Origin of the sequence: Tabrizicola oligotrophica (assembly GCF_011008935.1) — a bacterium.
GTDB lineage: Bacteria > Pseudomonadota > Alphaproteobacteria > Rhodobacterales > Rhodobacteraceae > Tabrizicola_A > Tabrizicola_A oligotrophica.
In genome coordinates, this window is the sequence record NZ_JAAIVJ010000002.1 from 364,788 (window position 1) to 380,289 (window position 15,502).

Below are 15,502 nucleotides of genomic sequence, written 5' to 3' on the forward strand. Positions count from 1 at the left end.
CTTTCAAAACCATAAAGACGACAGGGAGTTACACGATGGCGAAAGACCTTGCCAAATGGGCCAAGGATAAGGGCGTCAAGTATTTCATGGTATCCTACACCGACCTGTTCGGTGGGCAGCGCGCCAAGCTGGTGCCGACGGCGGCGATCAACGACATGGCAGTCGACGGGGCCGGGTTTGCCGGGTTTGCGACCTGGCTGGACCTGACGCCGGCCCACCCTGACATGATGGCGGTTCCCGATCCGGAAGCGGCGATTCAGCTGCCATGGAAAAAGGAAGTGGCCTGGGTCGCCTCGAACTGCGTGATGGAGGAAAAGCCTCTGGCGCAGGCCCCGCGCAACGTGCTGCGCCGCCTGATCGACGAAGCGGCCAAGGACGGTCTGCGGGTCAAGACCGGGGTGGAGCCGGAGTTCTTCCTGTTGGCGCCCGAGGGCGACAAGATCGCCGATCCCTACGACAACGCCGAGAAGCCCTGCTACGACCAGCAGGCGATGATGCGCCAGTATGACTGCATCGCCGAGGTTTGCGACTATATGCTGGAGCTGGGCTGGGAAGCCTACCAGAACGACCACGAGGACGCGACCGGCCAGTACGAGATGAACTGGAAATACGACGACGTCCTGCAAACCGCCGACAAGCACAGCTTCTTCAAGTTCATGATGAAGTCGGTGGCCGAAAAGCACGGGCTGCGCGCCACCTTCATGCCGAAACCCTTCAAGGGTCTGACCGGGTCGGGATGCCATGCGCATATCTCGGTCTGGTCGCTGGATGGCAAGACCAACGCCTTTGCCGACAAGAACAAGGAATTGGGCCTGTCGGATCAGGGGCGCCACTTCCTCGGCGGGATCATGAAACACGCCTCGGCGCTGGCCGCGATCTGCAACCCGACGGTCAACAGCTACAAGCGCATCAACGCCCCGCGTACCTCGTCGGGCGCCACCTGGGCGCCGAACACGGTGACCTGGACCGGCAACAACCGCACCCACATGGTGCGCGTCCCCGGCCCCGGCCGGTTCGAGCTGCGCCTGCCCGACGGCGCGGCGAACCCCTATCTGATGCAGGCCGTCATTCTGGCGGCGGGCCTTGATGGGGTGCGCTCCAAGGCCGATCCGGGCCGGCGCTATGACATCGACATGTACCAGAACGGCCATACCGTGAAGGGCGCGCCGAAGCTGCCGCTGAACCTGCTCGACGCGCTGCGGGAATACGACAAGGACAAGACGCTGAAATCCATGATGGGCGCCGATTTCTCGGCCGCCTTCCTGAAGCTGAAGCAGAAGGAATGGGACAGCTACGCCTCGCATTTCTCGAAATGGGAAACCGAGAACACGCTCGATATCTAAGCCCTCTTTCCCCTGTGGCTTAAACCTGACCCCGGAGCGATCCGGGGTCTCTTTTCATTCCAGGACTTGTACGCCGTTCCGCCGCGCCGGAACACCGGCGCGCAGCCCGGTTCCATCGCTTTCGTGCAGGTCGCCCTTGCGGATGCAGGGAAGAAAGCCCGTGTCAGGCGTCGCGTCGCGATCCGCTTGCCCCACACGCCTGCCATTGGGTCGGGCAAAGCGCACGATGGCGTCGTCGTGACTGCGGGCGGTCCGGCGGTTCAGGCGGCGATGGATTTCATGAATGAATCTCTCAACTTTCTTGCCCTCGGGTGAACAAATTTTGATGCAAGTCAAGGCAGTGGGCGGGATTTGTGGCATACTGTTCGCGAGGTTAACACAGCATAAGGGAAGACGGATATGAGCAACAAGATTCTCTGCCCGACCGATGGAAGCGATCACGCCAAAGTGGGATTTGACCGCGCGGTGGAGCTGGCGAAACAAAGCGGCGCCCGGCTGACGGTGTGCGTGGTGAACATCGCGCATGGCGGCGCACGCGGGCCGACCATCAACCACTGGAAGGAAGGCGAAGTGGCCGAACTTCTGGGGGCCGCCGAGGCTGCAGGCAAGGCCGCCGGGCTTGTCGACGTGGGCACGGTGGAACTGGTGGCGCGCGAGGCCGCCCCTGCGATCATCGCCTATGCCGAACAGAATGCCTATGACCACATCGTCATGGGAACCGGCGACAAGCGCGGCGTGAAGCGCCTGGTTCTGGGGTCGGTTGCTGCCGAAGTGGCGGGACAGGCGCCTTGCACGGTTACGGTTGCCCGTTGAAGCGGACGGGGTCCGTCCGGCGCTGATATGATAGGCAGATGCCTGATTTTCCGACTCTCCCGCGGTGGCGGGACGGGTCGGAATTTTTTTCACTTCAGGAAAAAGATTTGACACAGACGCAACTCCGATTCTAGCATTTGGCCTAAGGCAGCGCGCGAAACAATCTGCCAGAATCCATCAGCCGGAGGTGTCAATGAAGAAGAGAGTTGCCGTTATCGGTGCAGGTCCGTCGGGGCTTGCCCAGCTGCGCGCGTTCCAGTCTGCCAAGGCAAAAGGGGCCGAAATTCCTGAAATCGTCTGTTTTGAAAAGCAGGGCGATTGGGGGGGCCTCTGGAACTACACCTGGCGCACCGGGCTGGACGAATACGGCGAGCCCGTGCATTGCTCGATGTATCGCTACCTCTGGACCAACGGTCCGAAAGAGGGTCTGGAATTCGCCGACTACTCGTTCGAAGAGCATTTCGGCAAACAGATCGCCAGCTACCCGCCGCGCGCCGTCATGGTGGATTATATCGAGGGTCGGGTGAAAAAGGCCGGGGTCCGCCCGTGGATCCGCTTCCGTCACCCGGTGCGCTTCGTCAAATACAACGAAGCCAAGGGCAATTTCACCGTCACCGCGCACGATCTGGTGAAGGACAGCATGTATGAGGAAGAATTCGACCATGTGATCTGCGCCTCGGGCCATTTCAGCACGCCGAACGTGCCGGAATACCCCGGCTTCGACAGGTTCAACGGCCGCGTACTGCATGCCCATGATTTCCGCGACGCGCGCGAGTTCAAGGGCAAGGACCTGCTGCTGCTCGGCTCCAGCTATTCGGCCGAGGACATCGGCAGCCAGTGCTGGAAATACGGCGCCAAGTCGATCACCGTTGCCTATCGCAACGCGCCGATGGGCTTTGACTGGCCCGACAACTGGAAAGAGGTTCCGGCGCTGGCGCGGGTGGACGAGGACACCGCCTATTTCACCGACGGCACCTCGAAGAAGGTCGATGCGATCATCCTGTGTACCGGCTACAAGCACCACTTCCCCTTCCTGCCCGACAATCTGCGCCTGAAAACCGCGAACCGCCTGGCGACCGCCGACCTCTACAAGGGCGTGGTCTATGTGCATAATCCGAAGATGTTCTATCTCGGCATGCAGGACCAGTGGTTCACCTTCAACATGTTCGACGCCCAAGCCTGGTGGGTGCGTGATGCCATTCTCGGGCGGATCGCGCTGCCGACCGACAAGGCCACGATGCTGAAGGATGTCGAGGCCCGGGTCGCGGGTGAGGATGCGGGGCAGGATGCCCACGATGCCATCCATTACCAGGGCGACTATGTAAAGGAACTGATCGCCGAGACCGACTATCCGTCCTTTGACGTCGACGGGGCCTGCGAGGCCTTCTTCGAGTGGAAAGACCACAAGAAAGACGACATCATGGCCTTCCGCAACCATGCCTATCGGTCGGTCATCACCGGCACCATGGCGCCCGTCCACCACACGCCCTGGAAGGATGCGCTGGAGGATTCGATGGAAAGCTATCTCAGGAACTGACTTCTCGGTTCCTCAAGGGCCTCCGGACCAGCTGCCGGGGGCCTTTTGCGTTGAAAAATCAGGCAAAGCCTGAGGGGCGCCGAAGCCCCAGGAAACAAATTTTCGCAAAGTTAAAATTCTTCTCGCCATGTGTTCATCCGCGTGCTTTGCTTGCGACATCCGGTCGCGGCACGCAGGGGGCGGCGGCCTGAGGGAAGAAGGAGAGTGAAGGCCCGCCCTTGGGAAAACCCGGGGCGGCAACGAAGACGGGAACGCGCGGAGGGGGAGGAATGGGAGCCGCCCTGAACATCCGCCGGAACAAACAGGAGAACAGGGAAATGACGAAGGAAACGGGTTCGGGCCAGATGGTCCGGGCACTGGATTGGAAGGGCGCTTTCTGGGTTGCGGCAGGGGTGCCGCCCCTTGTGCTGTTCTCGATCGGTGGGATTGCAGGGACGACGGGGAAGCTGGCCTTCCTTGTGTGGATGATCTCGATGGTGATGGGCTTTCTGCAAAGCTTTACCTATGCCGAAATGGCCGGGATGTTCGGCAACAAGTCGGGCGGTACCAGCGTTTACGGCGCGACCGCCTGGCTGCGCTATTCCAAGCTGATCGCGCCCTTGTCGGTGTGGTGCAACTGGTTCGCCTGGTCGCCGGTGCTGTCCTTGGGCTGCGCCATCGCGGCAGGCTACATCCTGAACGCGCTGTTCCCGATCCCCTTGGCCGAAAGCCAGCAGGTGGTGGACTGGGTCGCAGCCAACATCGCCAGCTACACGGCGGAAACCCAGTCGGTGATCGACTACATGGCGGCCAATGCCGGCGTGGCGGCGGAAGACGCCATCAAGGCCGTGGCGGCCGCTGACGGAGTCACCGCGCTGACCCCGTGGTTCCGCGGCTATGAGGCGTTCAACATCGTCGTACCCGGCCTTGGCACGCTGCACTTCAACTCGACCTTCATCATCGGGGTGATCCTGATGCTGATCATCCTGTTCATTCAGGAGCGCGGCATTTCCTCGACCGCAAATGCCCAGAAGTGGCTGGCGATCATCGTGCTGGTGCCGCTTCTGCTGGTGGGTCTGGTGCCGATCTTCACCGGCGCGATCGACAGCATGAACGTCACCAACCTTCTGCCCCCGACGGCGGCCTATTCCGGCGTCGATGGCGACTGGAGCATCGGCGGCTGGACGCTGTTCCTCGGCGGTCTCTACATTGCCGCCTGGTCGACCTACGGTTTTGAAACCGCGGTCTGCTACACGGCAGAACTGAAAGACCCCAAGCGCGACACGTTCCGCGCGATCTTCTACTCGGGCCTTCTCTGCGCCGTGTTCTTCTTCCTGATCCCCTTCTCGTTCCAGGGCGTTCTGGGGATGGAGGGCATGCTGGCCACCGGCATCGTCGATGGCACCGGCGTGGGCGAGGCTTTGGGCAACATGATCGGCGGCGGGCCGGTGCTGACCCAGATCTTCGTGATCCTGATGATTCTGGCGCTGTTCCTGGCGATCATGACCGCGATGGCCGGCTCGTCGCGGACGCTCTATCAGGGCTCGCGCGATGGCTGGCTGCCGAAATACCTCGGCTCGGTGAACAGCCACGGCGCCCCGTCCAAGGCGATGTGGACCGACTTCACCTTCAACGTCATCCTGCTGGCGCTGGCCTCGGACGTGGCGGGCTATTTCTATGTGCTGGCCATTTCGAACGTCGGCTACATCATGTTCAACTTCCTGAACCTGAACGCCGGCTGGATCCACCGCATCGATTCGGCGCATCTTGACCGGCCGTGGAAAGCGCCCGGCTGGCTGATCGGGGTGAACACGATCCTCGCCTTCGTCAACGCGCTGTTCCTTGGCGCCGGCGCGAAAGTCTGGGGCTATGAAAACGCCCTGTGGTCGGGTGTGATTTTCGCCGCCTTCATCATCCCGGTGTTCTGGTATCGCCACTACATGCAGGACGGCGGCCGGTTCCCGAAAGAGGCCTATGACGATCTGGGCCTGAAAGAAGGCGAACTTGGCGAGCGCAAGGCCGGAATGCTGCCTTATCTGGCGCTTGTCGCCGGTGTGGTGGTGGTTCTTTGGGCCAACTGGTTCTTCGTGCTGCCGGCCTGAGCCGACACCGCAACCATACGATCGAAAGGGGCCGCGCGAGCGGCCCCTGTTTTTTTGCATAATGTTTTCTCAGAAGAAAAATACTTGAATTTCATTATTGCTTTTTGTCGGGAACCCCAACAGACTTGGCTAAAATCATACCAACACTGGGAGACTCGCATGACCAATTCCTGGCGTTTTTCGACGCTCGTTGACCGCCACCGGGCCCTTGGCTCCAACCTTGAAGACTGGTCGGGCATGGGCACCGCCTGGTCCTATTCCAAGGGCGACCCGGATGCCGAATACATGGCGATTCGCACCAAGGCCGGCCTGATGGATGTATCAGGGCTGAAGAAGGTGCATATCACCGGCCATGCCGCCAGCCATGTGATCGAGCGTGCCACCACGCGGAACGTGGAAAAGCTGATGCCGGGCAAGGCGGTCTATGCCTGCATGCTGAACGACGCCGGCAAGTTCATCGACGACTGCGTGATCTACCGCATGGGTCCGAACTCGTTCACCGTGGTGCATGGCTCTGGCCAAGGTCACGAGCAGCTGACCATGGCCGCCACCGGGCGCGACGTGTCGATTCGCTTTGACGACAACCTGCACGACCTGTCGCTGCAAGGCCCGCTGGCCGTCGACTATCTGGAAAAGCACATTCCGGGCATCCGCAATCTGGCCTATTTCAGCCATATGGGCGCCAGCCTGTTCGGCAAGCCGATCACCATCAGCCGCACCGGCTATACCGGCGAGCGCGGCTATGAGATCTTCTGCCGCGGTCAGGACGCGGTGATGATCTGGGACCGCATTCTGGAAGAAGGCGCTGCCATGGGCATCATCCCCTGCCGCTTTACCACGCTGGATATGCTGCGGACCGAAAGCTATCTGCTGTTCTTCCCCTTCGACAATTCCGAGATGTACCCGTTCGAAAACGAAGGCCCCGGCGACACGCTGTGGGAGCTTGGCCTTGATTTCACCGTCTCGCCCGGCAAGGTGGGCTTCCGTGGCGCCGAGGAGCATTACCGGCTGAAGGGCCGCGAGCGTTTCAAGATTTCCGGCATGATGCTGGAAGGCAAGAACGTGCCGGGCAACGGCGCGCCGGTGTTCAAGGACGGCAAGCAGGTGGGCGTGGTGACGCAGGCCATGCACTCGCCGCTGAACAACTGGACTGTGGCCATCGCCCGCCTGCCGGTCGCAGACGCCAACAACGGCACGGCGCTTGAGGTTCGTTGCGACACCCATGGCGCGATCAAGGGCAAGTCGGCGGCGCTGCCGTTCTACGACGTCGACAAGAAACGCCGCACGGTTCAGGGCTGATCCCTTCGGTTTCCGGCACGGCCCGTCGGCGCGGACAGGGGCCTTGCCGGAAACGTCTCCCGCCATTCTACAGGTTTGAGGACCATGACAAAGACCGACTTTCCACCCTCGATAAAAAGCCGTCCGGTGTATGGCGTGCTTGAACCGCGCCCGGGGGCCATGCACCTGATCATCGCCGATGGCGAAGGCGCAGAGGCCGTGGCCGAGATGTTCGCCAAGGCCGCCGATGCACCCGCCATGCTGGCGAAAAGCCATATCCTTTACACTGCCGGCCCGAACGGCACCGATGCCTGGGACCGCGTCGCCGCCTTGGGCGCGGCGCAGGCGCAGCACGCGGCCTCGGTTCCGACGCTGCTGTTCCGTCTGGCCCGGGTGCTTCAGAACACCCCGATGGGGGCGCAGATCTACCTGACCGGCAGCGAAGGGCTGATGGGGCAGGCCGAGCGCGACATCATGGTTCTGGGTTTCCCGCATGTCGATATCCAGAAAGAGCATCGCGGCTCGACTGTGCGGCGGGTGCAATGCGTGCATTGCAAGGGCATCACCGAAAACGTGAAGACCGATCCCTTCCAGTGCAGCCATTGCGGGCTGCACCTGTATGTGCGCGACCACTATTCCCGGCGGATCGCGGCCTTTCAGGGGGTGAACATTGATGCGGAAGACAAGGGGCTGATCCCCGCAGCGGTGGAGCGGTTCAAATGAGCGGTGGCGCAAAACTCCATGTCCGCGTGGCCGAAGTGGTCCGCGTCAACGACCTCATCACCCGTTTCCGGTTTGTTCCGCGCGACGGTGGCGAATTGCCGGCGTTTTCCGGCGGCGCGCATACCGTGGTGGAGATGGACGACCACGGCACAAGGCGGCTGAACCCCTATTCGCTGATGTCCGATCCCGAGGACCGCTCGGGCTATGAAATTTCGGTGCGGCGCGACGATCAGGGTCGGGGCGGCTCGCTTTACATGCATACCCATGTCAAGCCGGGCATGGAGATGGTGGTCAGCTATCCGGTCAACCTGTTTCCCTTGGACAATCGGGCGCGCAAGCACCTGTTTCTGGCCGGCGGCATCGGCATCACGCCGTTCCTCGCGATGATGAAGCAACTGACCCGGTTCGGCGGCAAGTTCGAACTGCACTACGCCGCCCGCAACCCGGGCCTTGCGGCCTATGGTGAGGCGTTGAAAGCCGGGCAAGCGGATCGCGTGAACCTTTATTTCGACGATTTCGGCCAACAAATGCCGCTGGCCGAAATCCTCGCTCGTCAACCCATCGGCACGCATCTGTACTGCTGCGGTCCGAAAGGGATGCTGGGATGGGTGCGCAAGACGGCCGAAACCGCTGGCTGGCCGGTTCATGCCGTGCATTTCGAGGAATTTCTCGCCCCCGGCACTGGCGCGCCCTTCTCGGTTGAGCTGGCGCTGTCGAACAAGACCATCACCGTCGGCCCGACCCAGTCGCTGCTGGAGGCGATCGAGGCGGCGGGCGTCGATGCGCCCTATCTCTGCCGCGGCGGGGCCTGCGGGCAATGCGAAACCAATGTGGTGAAATGCGATGGCCATGTCGATCACCGCGACCATTGGCTTTCGCCGGAAGAAATGGCCAGCAACACCAAAATCATGCCCTGCGTCAGCCGCTTCACCGGCAAGACGCTGGTGATCGAACGCTAGGAGACCGCCATGAGCCTTGATTTCAAATACGGGTTTGACGATTTCTTCCGCGACGAAACCTTCGTCGACGATTTCACCTACCGGAATTCGCCGCAGAACATCCGGCGCTTTCCGTTCCCCTTCGACCGTGACGACTACATGTATTCGGTCAACATGGAACCGCATGTACCGGGGCGTAAAGGCTCGGTCTTCGAAAAGACCTTCGACGTTGACGAGCATTACCTGAGCGAGATGCGCGACCGGGCGCGGATTCTGGCCCATGACCCGCTGCGCTGCCAGTCCTTGCCGCACATGACGCTGGCGGGTTGGGACCTTCTGGAACTCATCATGGAAACCAAGGCGCGGGAATATCCGCAGTGGTTTTCGCTGACCAAGGACGGCAACCGCTGGCACTGGATCAACCGCCCGCTGGGCATCGACCACAAGTTCACCTTCCTTGACGAATCGACGCTGCCCTATGGCCCGATGGAATACATCACCCGCCAGACGCAGGGCGATTTCACCTTGCAGGACGAACGCGAGGGCACGCTCTGGGTCGATGCGGGGATGGTGACGACGCAGGCCGACTGGTCGCTGGATTTCGACATCGGCATGAGCTTTCACGAATGGCACGCCCCGGTGCCGCTCGCCCATGAAAAGGGCATCTTCGACCGGGCGCTGAAATTTCTTTTGAAGTTGCAGCACGGTGCCCCGGTGCGGCGGTTCAACTGGACGATGACGGTGAACCCGCTGCTTGACACCGCGCCCGAGACCTACCCCGAATGGGGCCACATGCGCACCCGGCTGACGCAGGAGAACATGGGGTCGATGATGCACCTGCGCGTGGAATTGCAGACGCTTTACCGCCTGCCGCGCTCGAACGCGATCGCCTTCGACATCCGCGCCTATCTCGGCAAGTTCGAGGAGCTGGTGCAGGTGCCGAAATGGGGCCGCCGCCTGCACCGGGTGGTGCGTGACCTGCATCCTGATCTGGCCACCTACAAGGGCTTCATCCGCAACCGCGATGCCATGGCCGAGTGGCTGTCGAAATATGACGACGGCGCGCCGACGTCGCCCGGCTGGTGGCCGGAGGACTGATCGAGAGGACTGGAATGGCAACTGGAGGCCCCTTTCGTCTTGGTTTCCTGATGTTTCCGGGGTTCCCGATGGCTTGCCTGACGTCGGCCATCGAACCGCTGCGGGCAGCCAACGAAATCATGGGGCGGACCGAGTTCGTCTGGCGGCTGGTCGCCGAAAGCCACGCCCCGGTGCGGTCCTCGGCCGAGGTGCGGTTCGAACCCGATGTCACCCTGGCCGAGGCCGATGGACTGGACCAGCTTTACCTGCTGGCCCCCCCGACCGCCGAGTTTGCCGACCCCCGCCACAGCCCGGCCCGCCTGCGTTGGTTGGAACGGACCGGCCTGACGCTGGGCGCGTTTTCGGGCGGGATCTTCCCGCTCGCCCGCGCCGGGTTGATGGAGGGGCGCGGCTGTTCGGTGCATTGGTGCTATGAGGCCGCCTTCAAGGCCGAGTTTCCCGATGTGAAGGCCTCCGAGGCAGTGATCCTGCGCGACAAGCGCCGGGTGACGGCCTCCGGCGCGGGGGCGGTCTTTGACCTGATGCTGCGGCTGATCGAGGAACGGCTGGGCCGGCAATGCATGACCGAAGTCGCCTGCTGGTTCCAGCACCCGTTCGTGCGCGACGAGGACGCCAGCCAGAAAGTGCCAGTGGCCCGCACCGCCGCCACCGCCGACCGCCTGACGCCACCGATCCGCGAGGCGATCCGGCTGTTCGAATCCCATGTCGAAGACCCGCTGCGCATTCCCGATGTGGCGGCGGCAGTCGAGATGTCGGGGCGACACTTCGAACGGTTGTTCAAACGCGAAACCGGGCAAAGCCCGCTGCGCTATTACCGGCATCTCAGGCTGTCGAAGGCGCGGCAGAGGGTGCTTTATTCCAATGACCCGCTGCGCGAGATCGCGGTTTCGGTCGGCTACCCGACGCCGGCACCGATGGCGCGGCATTATCAGGAATTGTTCGGCGTCAGTCCCAAGGACGAGCGACGGCTGGCCAGCGGGTTAAGCCAGCTGTCCTCTGCTGCCGAATAGGCCTTAGCCCAGGCTTCGCAGGTAGCGCCGCAAGAGCTTTTCCAGCTTGGCCGCGCCCAGAGGGGCCATGGCCTTGGTGTGCTCATGGCTGATGTTTTCGTCCGACATGCCGGCGGCCATGTTGGTGATGGTGGATATCGCCGCCACTTTCAGCCCGAGGAAACGGGCTAGGATCACTTCGGGCACGGTCGACATGCCCACCGCATCGCCGCCAAGGATCCTGATCGCGCGGATCTCGGCCGGGGTCTCGAAGGATGGGCCGGAATACCAGGTGTAGACCCCTTCGGGCAGGGCGACATCGACCGCCGCAGCAGCGGCTTTCAGGGCCGCGCGCAGATCGGGGTCGTGCGCGGTGGTCATCGGCACGAAGCGGGCGTCGGTCTTTTCGCCGATCAGCGGGTTCAGCCCGGAGAAGTTGATGTGGTCGTTCAGCAGCATCAGATCACCGGGCCGGATACCGGCCCGCAGCGACCCCGCCGCGTTGGTGGCGATCAGGTGGTCGGCGCCAAGCGCCCGCAACAGCCCCAGCGCCGGACGCATCGCGGCGGGATTGCCGTTCTCATAGTAATGCTCGCGCGCGCCAAAGACGGCGACGCGAACGCCTTCAAGTGTGCCGATATGCAGGTTCGGGTTATGGCCCGAGACACCGGCATGGGGAAAACCGGGCAGATCGGCATAAGGAATGGCCACACCCTCGACCGCATGGGCAAGATGGCCCAGCCCCGAGCCGAGGATAAGGCCGAGGCGGACAGGTTCATGCCCGGCGCGGGCTTGGACGGTTTGGAGAAGATCTGACATTCGTTGGTCCGGCGTTGAGGGTGGATACGGGGGGGGCACACCCCCCAGTCCATTGGTTTCTCGAACCAATGGCGAAACCAATAGACTACCCCGTGGGATATTTGGGCCACATTGAAGGCCCTAGCGTTCCTTGACATAGGGTTCGCCGCCAGCGCGGGGCGGGATGGCCTTGCCGACGAGGCCCGCCAGCACGATGACGGTCAGCATATAGGGCAGGGCGTCCAGGAAGGGCACTGGAACCTTCATGAAGGTCACGGTTTCCACGACGTCGGGCCGCAGCGCCAGCGCCTGGAAGAAACCAAAGAGCAGGCAGGCCCAGAGCGCGTGCCACGGCCGCCATTTGGCGAAGATCAGCGCGGCCAGCGCGATGTAGCCGCGTCCTGCCGTCATGTCCCGACCAAAGCCCGCCTGCAGGGCGCAGGCGAGGTAGACGCCGGCAAGGCCGCACAGCACGCCGGTAATCAGCACAGCGGAATAGCGCAGGTTGCGCACCGAAACCCCGGCGGTATCGACCGAGGCCGGGTTTTCTCCGACTGCACGCAGACGCAGGCCGTAGCGGGTGCGGTAAAGCACAAAGGCGGTTAGCGGCACCAGCAGCGCCGCGGCATAGACCAGAAGCGAGTGGCCCGAGATCACCTCGGCATAGAGAGTGCCGACCACGGGAACACTGGCAAAGGCGCCCGCCAGTGGCAGGTCGATCGGCAGGAAGCGGGCGGCGCCTTCGAGCGAGGGAGTCCGTCCGCCCTGCCCGAACAGGTGTTGCGCGATCAGCACCGTAATCCCCGCCGCCACGAAATTCAGCGCCACGCCGGAGATCAGCTGATTGCCGCGAAAGGTGATCGAGGCGACACCATGGATCAGCGCAAAGGCCATGCTCGCCAGCACCCCGGCGACAAGACCGAGCCAGACCGAGCCGTAAATTGCCGCGACCGAGGCCGAGGTCATGGCGGCGATCAGCATCTTGCCTTCAAGTCCGATGTCGAACACGCCGGCGCGTTCGGAGTAGAGCCCGGCGAGGCAGGCCAGCAGCAGCGGCGTCGCCAGACGGATGGAGGAATCCAGCACTTGCAGGAGCGTTGCGTAATCCATCTCAGGCGCCTCCTTTCCGGGTCTGCGCCCGTGGCCGGAAGAACCAGCCGAGCATCTGTGCCACCATCATGTTGAGCGCCCCGGTGAACAGGATCACCAGCCCCTGCAGCACGGTGCGCAGCTCGACCGGGATGGTGGTGTTCATGCCAAGCGCCGCGCCGCCCTGATAGAGAAAGCCGAACAGCACTGCGGCAAGGATCACCCCGACCGGGTGGTTGCGCCCCATCAGCGCCACCGCGATACCGATGAACCCGGCCCCTTCCGCGCTGTTTTGCAACAGCCGCTCGGACTGGCCCATCACGTTGTTGATCGCCATCAGTCCCGACAGCGCCCCCGAGATCATCATGGCCGTCATGGTGATCTTGAAAGACGAGATTCCGGCGTAATTGGCTGCCTTTTCCTGCTTGCCGAAGGCGCGGATCTCATAGCCCAGCCGGGTGTGCCACATCAGGAGCCAGACAAGGTAGGCGCAGGCGAGCGCGATGAAGAAGGTGATGTTGGCCGGCACACGCTGATATTGCGGCAGGCCGTCCTTGGTCAGCTTGACCGCGCCTTCCGGGTCGTATTTCAGCAGGAAATCCTGCAGGAACGGCATGTCGTGAAACTTGGGCAGGCTGAGTTCGGCGGCGAAGCGGGCCGAAGCCGGGTCCATGCTGCCCGGCGGGCGCAGGAAATCGACCAGAAGGTAGACCATCAGCGCCGCGGCGATGTAGTTGAACATGATCGTCGTGATGACGATGTGGCTGCCACGTTTGGCCTGCAGATAGGCGGGCACCGCCGCCCAGGCGCCGCCAAAGGCCATGCCCAGAACTGCCGCGCCGATCAGGGCAAGGCTCCAATGCGGCCAGGGGATGAACAGGCAGGCCAGCGCCACGCCAAGCCCGCCCAACAGCGCCTGCCCCTCGCCGCCGATGTTGAACAGGCCGCCATGGAAGGCGACTGTCACGGCAAGGCCGGTGAAGATGAAGGAGGTGGCATAGTAAAGCGTGTAACCCCAGCCCGACGCCGAACCCAGCGCGCCGTTCACCATCACCGCGAGCGCGGCCAGCGGGTCCTGGCCGATGGCCAGCAGCACCAGCGCCGCGCAGAGGGCCGCAAGCACAAGGCTGATGATCGGCACCAGCGCCAGATCGGCCCATTTCGGCAGTTTCGTCATCTCAGGCGGCCTCCCCGGTAATGCCGGCCATGAGAAGGCCAAGCTCGCGCTCGTTGGTGCTGGCCGGATCGCGGAAGCCCATGAGCCGGCCGTCAAACATCACCGCGATACGATCGGAGAGCGACATGATCTCGTCCAGTTCGACGGAGACGAGGAGAATGGCCTTGCCGGCGTCGCGCAGCGCGATGATCTGCTTGTGAATGAACTCGATGGCGCCGATGTCGACGCCGCGGGTCGGCTGGCCGATCAGCAGCACATCGGGATCGCTTTCCATCTCGCGCGCGACGACGATCTTTTGCTGGTTGCCGCCGGAGAAGCTTTTTGCCGGCAGCGTCGGGATCGGCGGGCGGACGTCGAAGGTCGCCATCTTGGCCTCGGTGTCGGCGCGGATTGCGGCATTGTCCATGACAAGCGCGTTCTTCTGATACTTCGGCTCGTTGTGATAGCCGAAGGCGATGTTTTCCCAGGCGGTGAAATCCATGATGAGGCCCAGCGTCTGCCGGTCCTCGGGAATATGGCCGATGCCGGCGTCGCGGCGGGCACGCCCGTTGGCGCCGGCCCCCGACAAGGGCAGGTCGGCGCCTTTCAGCGTCACCTTCCCGGTGGCGCGCTGGATGCCACCCAGGGCGGCCAGAAGTTCGGACTGGCCGTTGCCCGCCACGCCGGCAATACCAAGGATTTCCCCGGCGCGGAGTTCAAAGGACACGCCCTTCAGCCGCTCGACCCTGGCATCGTCGCGCACGCGCAGGTCTTCGACCTTCAGCACCGTCTCGCCGGCATGGGCATCGCCCTTGTCGACATGCAAGAGAACCTTGCGCCCGACCATCATCTCGGCCAGCGCCTCGGGGCTGGTTTCGTCGGTCGAGACATGGCCGACCATGGTACCGCGCCGCATGACGCTGACATTGTCGGTCGCCTCCATGATCTCGCGCAGCTTGTGGGTGATGATGATGACGGTCTTGCCCTGCTCTTTCAGGCCGCGCAGGATGCGGAACAGGTGGTCGGCCTCGGCCGGGGTCAGCACGCCGGTCGGCTCGTCCAGGATCAGGATATCGGCCTGGCGATACAGCGCCTTGAGGATCTCCACGCGCTGCTGATGACCGACCGAAAGATCTTCGACCAGGGCATCGGGATCGACGTCCAGTTCATACTCGCGCGACAAATCCGCCAGCGCCTTGCGGGCCTTGGCGAGCGAGGTGTTCAGAAGCGGGCCATCCTCGGCCCCGAGAATGATGTTTTCCAGAACGGTGAAGTTCTGCACCAGCTTGAAATGCTGGAACACCATGCCGATGCCGGCGCGGATGGCCGCCTGGCTGTCGGGGATGGCCGTCAACCGGCCGTTGATGAAGATCTCGCCGGCATCGGCCTTGTAAAAGCCGTAGAGGATCGACATCAGGGTCGACTTTCCGGCGCCGTTCTCGCCGATGATGCCGTGGATCGTGCCTTTGGGCACGGCGATGTTGATGTCCTTGTTGGCCTGAACCGGACCGAAGGCCTTTGAAATGCCCTTCAGCTCGATGGCAAAGGCTGGGTCAGCCATTGCGTGTCCCTCCCCTGTGGGAACTGGCAACCCCTCCGCTTGTGCTGCGGCTTCATGGGGCGTCACTTCGGAAAGCGCCGCGCCCGAGGTGTCGGGCG

The 15,502-nt window shown here is 62.9% G+C and carries 14 protein-coding genes; 9 read left to right on the forward strand and 5 right to left on the reverse strand.

The window, feature by feature from the left end; genetic code table 11:
* Positions 1-35 precede the first annotated feature (35 nt).
* Complete coding sequence (gene glnT, locus G4Z14_RS05855; RefSeq protein ID WP_164623849.1) at positions 36-1,343, forward strand: type III glutamate--ammonia ligase; 1,308 nt, start codon at positions 36-38, stop codon at positions 1,341-1,343.
* 54 nt (positions 1,344-1,397) lie between these two features.
* On the opposite strand, the gene G4Z14_RS05860 is transcribed toward glnT, so the two are convergent.
* Positions 1,398-1,679: a hypothetical protein gene (locus tag G4Z14_RS05860; protein WP_164623850.1), complete on the reverse strand. Its 282-nt coding sequence runs from the start codon at positions 1,677-1,679 to the stop codon at positions 1,398-1,400.
* Positions 1,680-1,742: 63 nt separating this feature from the next.
* Here G4Z14_RS05860 and G4Z14_RS05865 point away from each other — a divergent pair, with 63 nt between their 5' ends.
* The 8 genes from G4Z14_RS05865 (at position 1,743) to G4Z14_RS05900 (ending at position 10,821) form a co-directional block, all read left to right on the forward strand.
* Positions 1,743-2,156, forward strand: coding sequence for a universal stress protein (locus G4Z14_RS05865; protein WP_164623851.1), 414 nt, complete (start codon positions 1,743-1,745; stop codon positions 2,154-2,156).
* Between the two features lie 193 nt (positions 2,157-2,349).
* The gene (locus G4Z14_RS05870; RefSeq protein WP_164623852.1) at positions 2,350-3,693 is read left to right on the forward strand and encodes an NAD(P)-binding domain-containing protein; all 1,344 of its coding nucleotides are present in this window, start codon (positions 2,350-2,352) and stop codon (positions 3,691-3,693) included.
* A gap of 317 nt (positions 3,694-4,010) precedes the next feature.
* A complete protein-coding gene (locus tag G4Z14_RS05875) occupies positions 4,011-5,774 on the forward strand; it encodes an APC family permease (protein ID WP_164623853.1) in 1,764 nt (587 codons plus the stop codon).
* A 159-nt stretch (positions 5,775-5,933) separates the two neighbouring features.
* Entirely contained in the window at positions 5,934-7,073 is a 1,140-nt protein-coding gene (locus G4Z14_RS05880) for an aminomethyltransferase family protein (protein ID WP_164623854.1), read from the forward strand.
* 84 nt (positions 7,074-7,157) lie between these two features.
* Positions 7,158-7,775: a dimethylamine monooxygenase subunit DmmA family protein gene (locus G4Z14_RS05885; RefSeq protein WP_164623855.1), complete on the forward strand. Its 618-nt coding sequence runs from the start codon at positions 7,158-7,160 to the stop codon at positions 7,773-7,775.
* The gene (locus tag G4Z14_RS05890; RefSeq protein WP_164623856.1) at positions 7,772-8,734 is read left to right on the forward strand and encodes a PDR/VanB family oxidoreductase; all 963 of its coding nucleotides are present in this window, start codon (positions 7,772-7,774) and stop codon (positions 8,732-8,734) included. The genes G4Z14_RS05885 and G4Z14_RS05890 overlap by 4 nt, the downstream gene beginning before the upstream one ends.
* A gap of 9 nt (positions 8,735-8,743) precedes the next feature.
* The gene (locus G4Z14_RS05895; RefSeq protein ID WP_164623857.1) at positions 8,744-9,811 is read left to right on the forward strand and encodes a heme-dependent oxidative N-demethylase subunit alpha family protein; all 1,068 of its coding nucleotides are present in this window, start codon (positions 8,744-8,746) and stop codon (positions 9,809-9,811) included.
* A gap of 68 nt (positions 9,812-9,879) precedes the next feature.
* Entirely contained in the window at positions 9,880-10,821 is a 942-nt protein-coding gene (locus G4Z14_RS05900; RefSeq protein WP_227751554.1) for a GlxA family transcriptional regulator, read from the forward strand.
* A 3-nt stretch (positions 10,822-10,824) separates the two neighbouring features.
* Here the strand turns inward: G4Z14_RS05900 and G4Z14_RS05905 are convergent, their stop codons facing one another.
* From G4Z14_RS05905 to G4Z14_RS05920, 4 genes are all read right to left on the reverse strand, one after another.
* Positions 10,825-11,619, reverse strand: coding sequence for a purine-nucleoside phosphorylase (locus tag G4Z14_RS05905; RefSeq protein ID WP_164623859.1), 795 nt, complete (start codon positions 11,617-11,619; stop codon positions 10,825-10,827).
* A 120-nt stretch (positions 11,620-11,739) separates the two neighbouring features.
* A complete protein-coding gene (locus G4Z14_RS05910) occupies positions 11,740-12,708 on the reverse strand; it encodes an ABC transporter permease (protein WP_164623860.1) in 969 nt (322 codons plus the stop codon).
* Position 12,709: 1 nt separating this feature from the next.
* Positions 12,710-13,864: an ABC transporter permease gene (locus G4Z14_RS05915; RefSeq protein ID WP_164623861.1), complete on the reverse strand. Its 1,155-nt coding sequence runs from the start codon at positions 13,862-13,864 to the stop codon at positions 12,710-12,712.
* A gap of 1 nt (position 13,865) precedes the next feature.
* A complete protein-coding gene (locus tag G4Z14_RS05920; protein WP_164623862.1) occupies positions 13,866-15,404 on the reverse strand; it encodes an ABC transporter ATP-binding protein in 1,539 nt (512 codons plus the stop codon).
* Between the last annotated feature and the right edge of the window lie 98 nt (positions 15,405-15,502).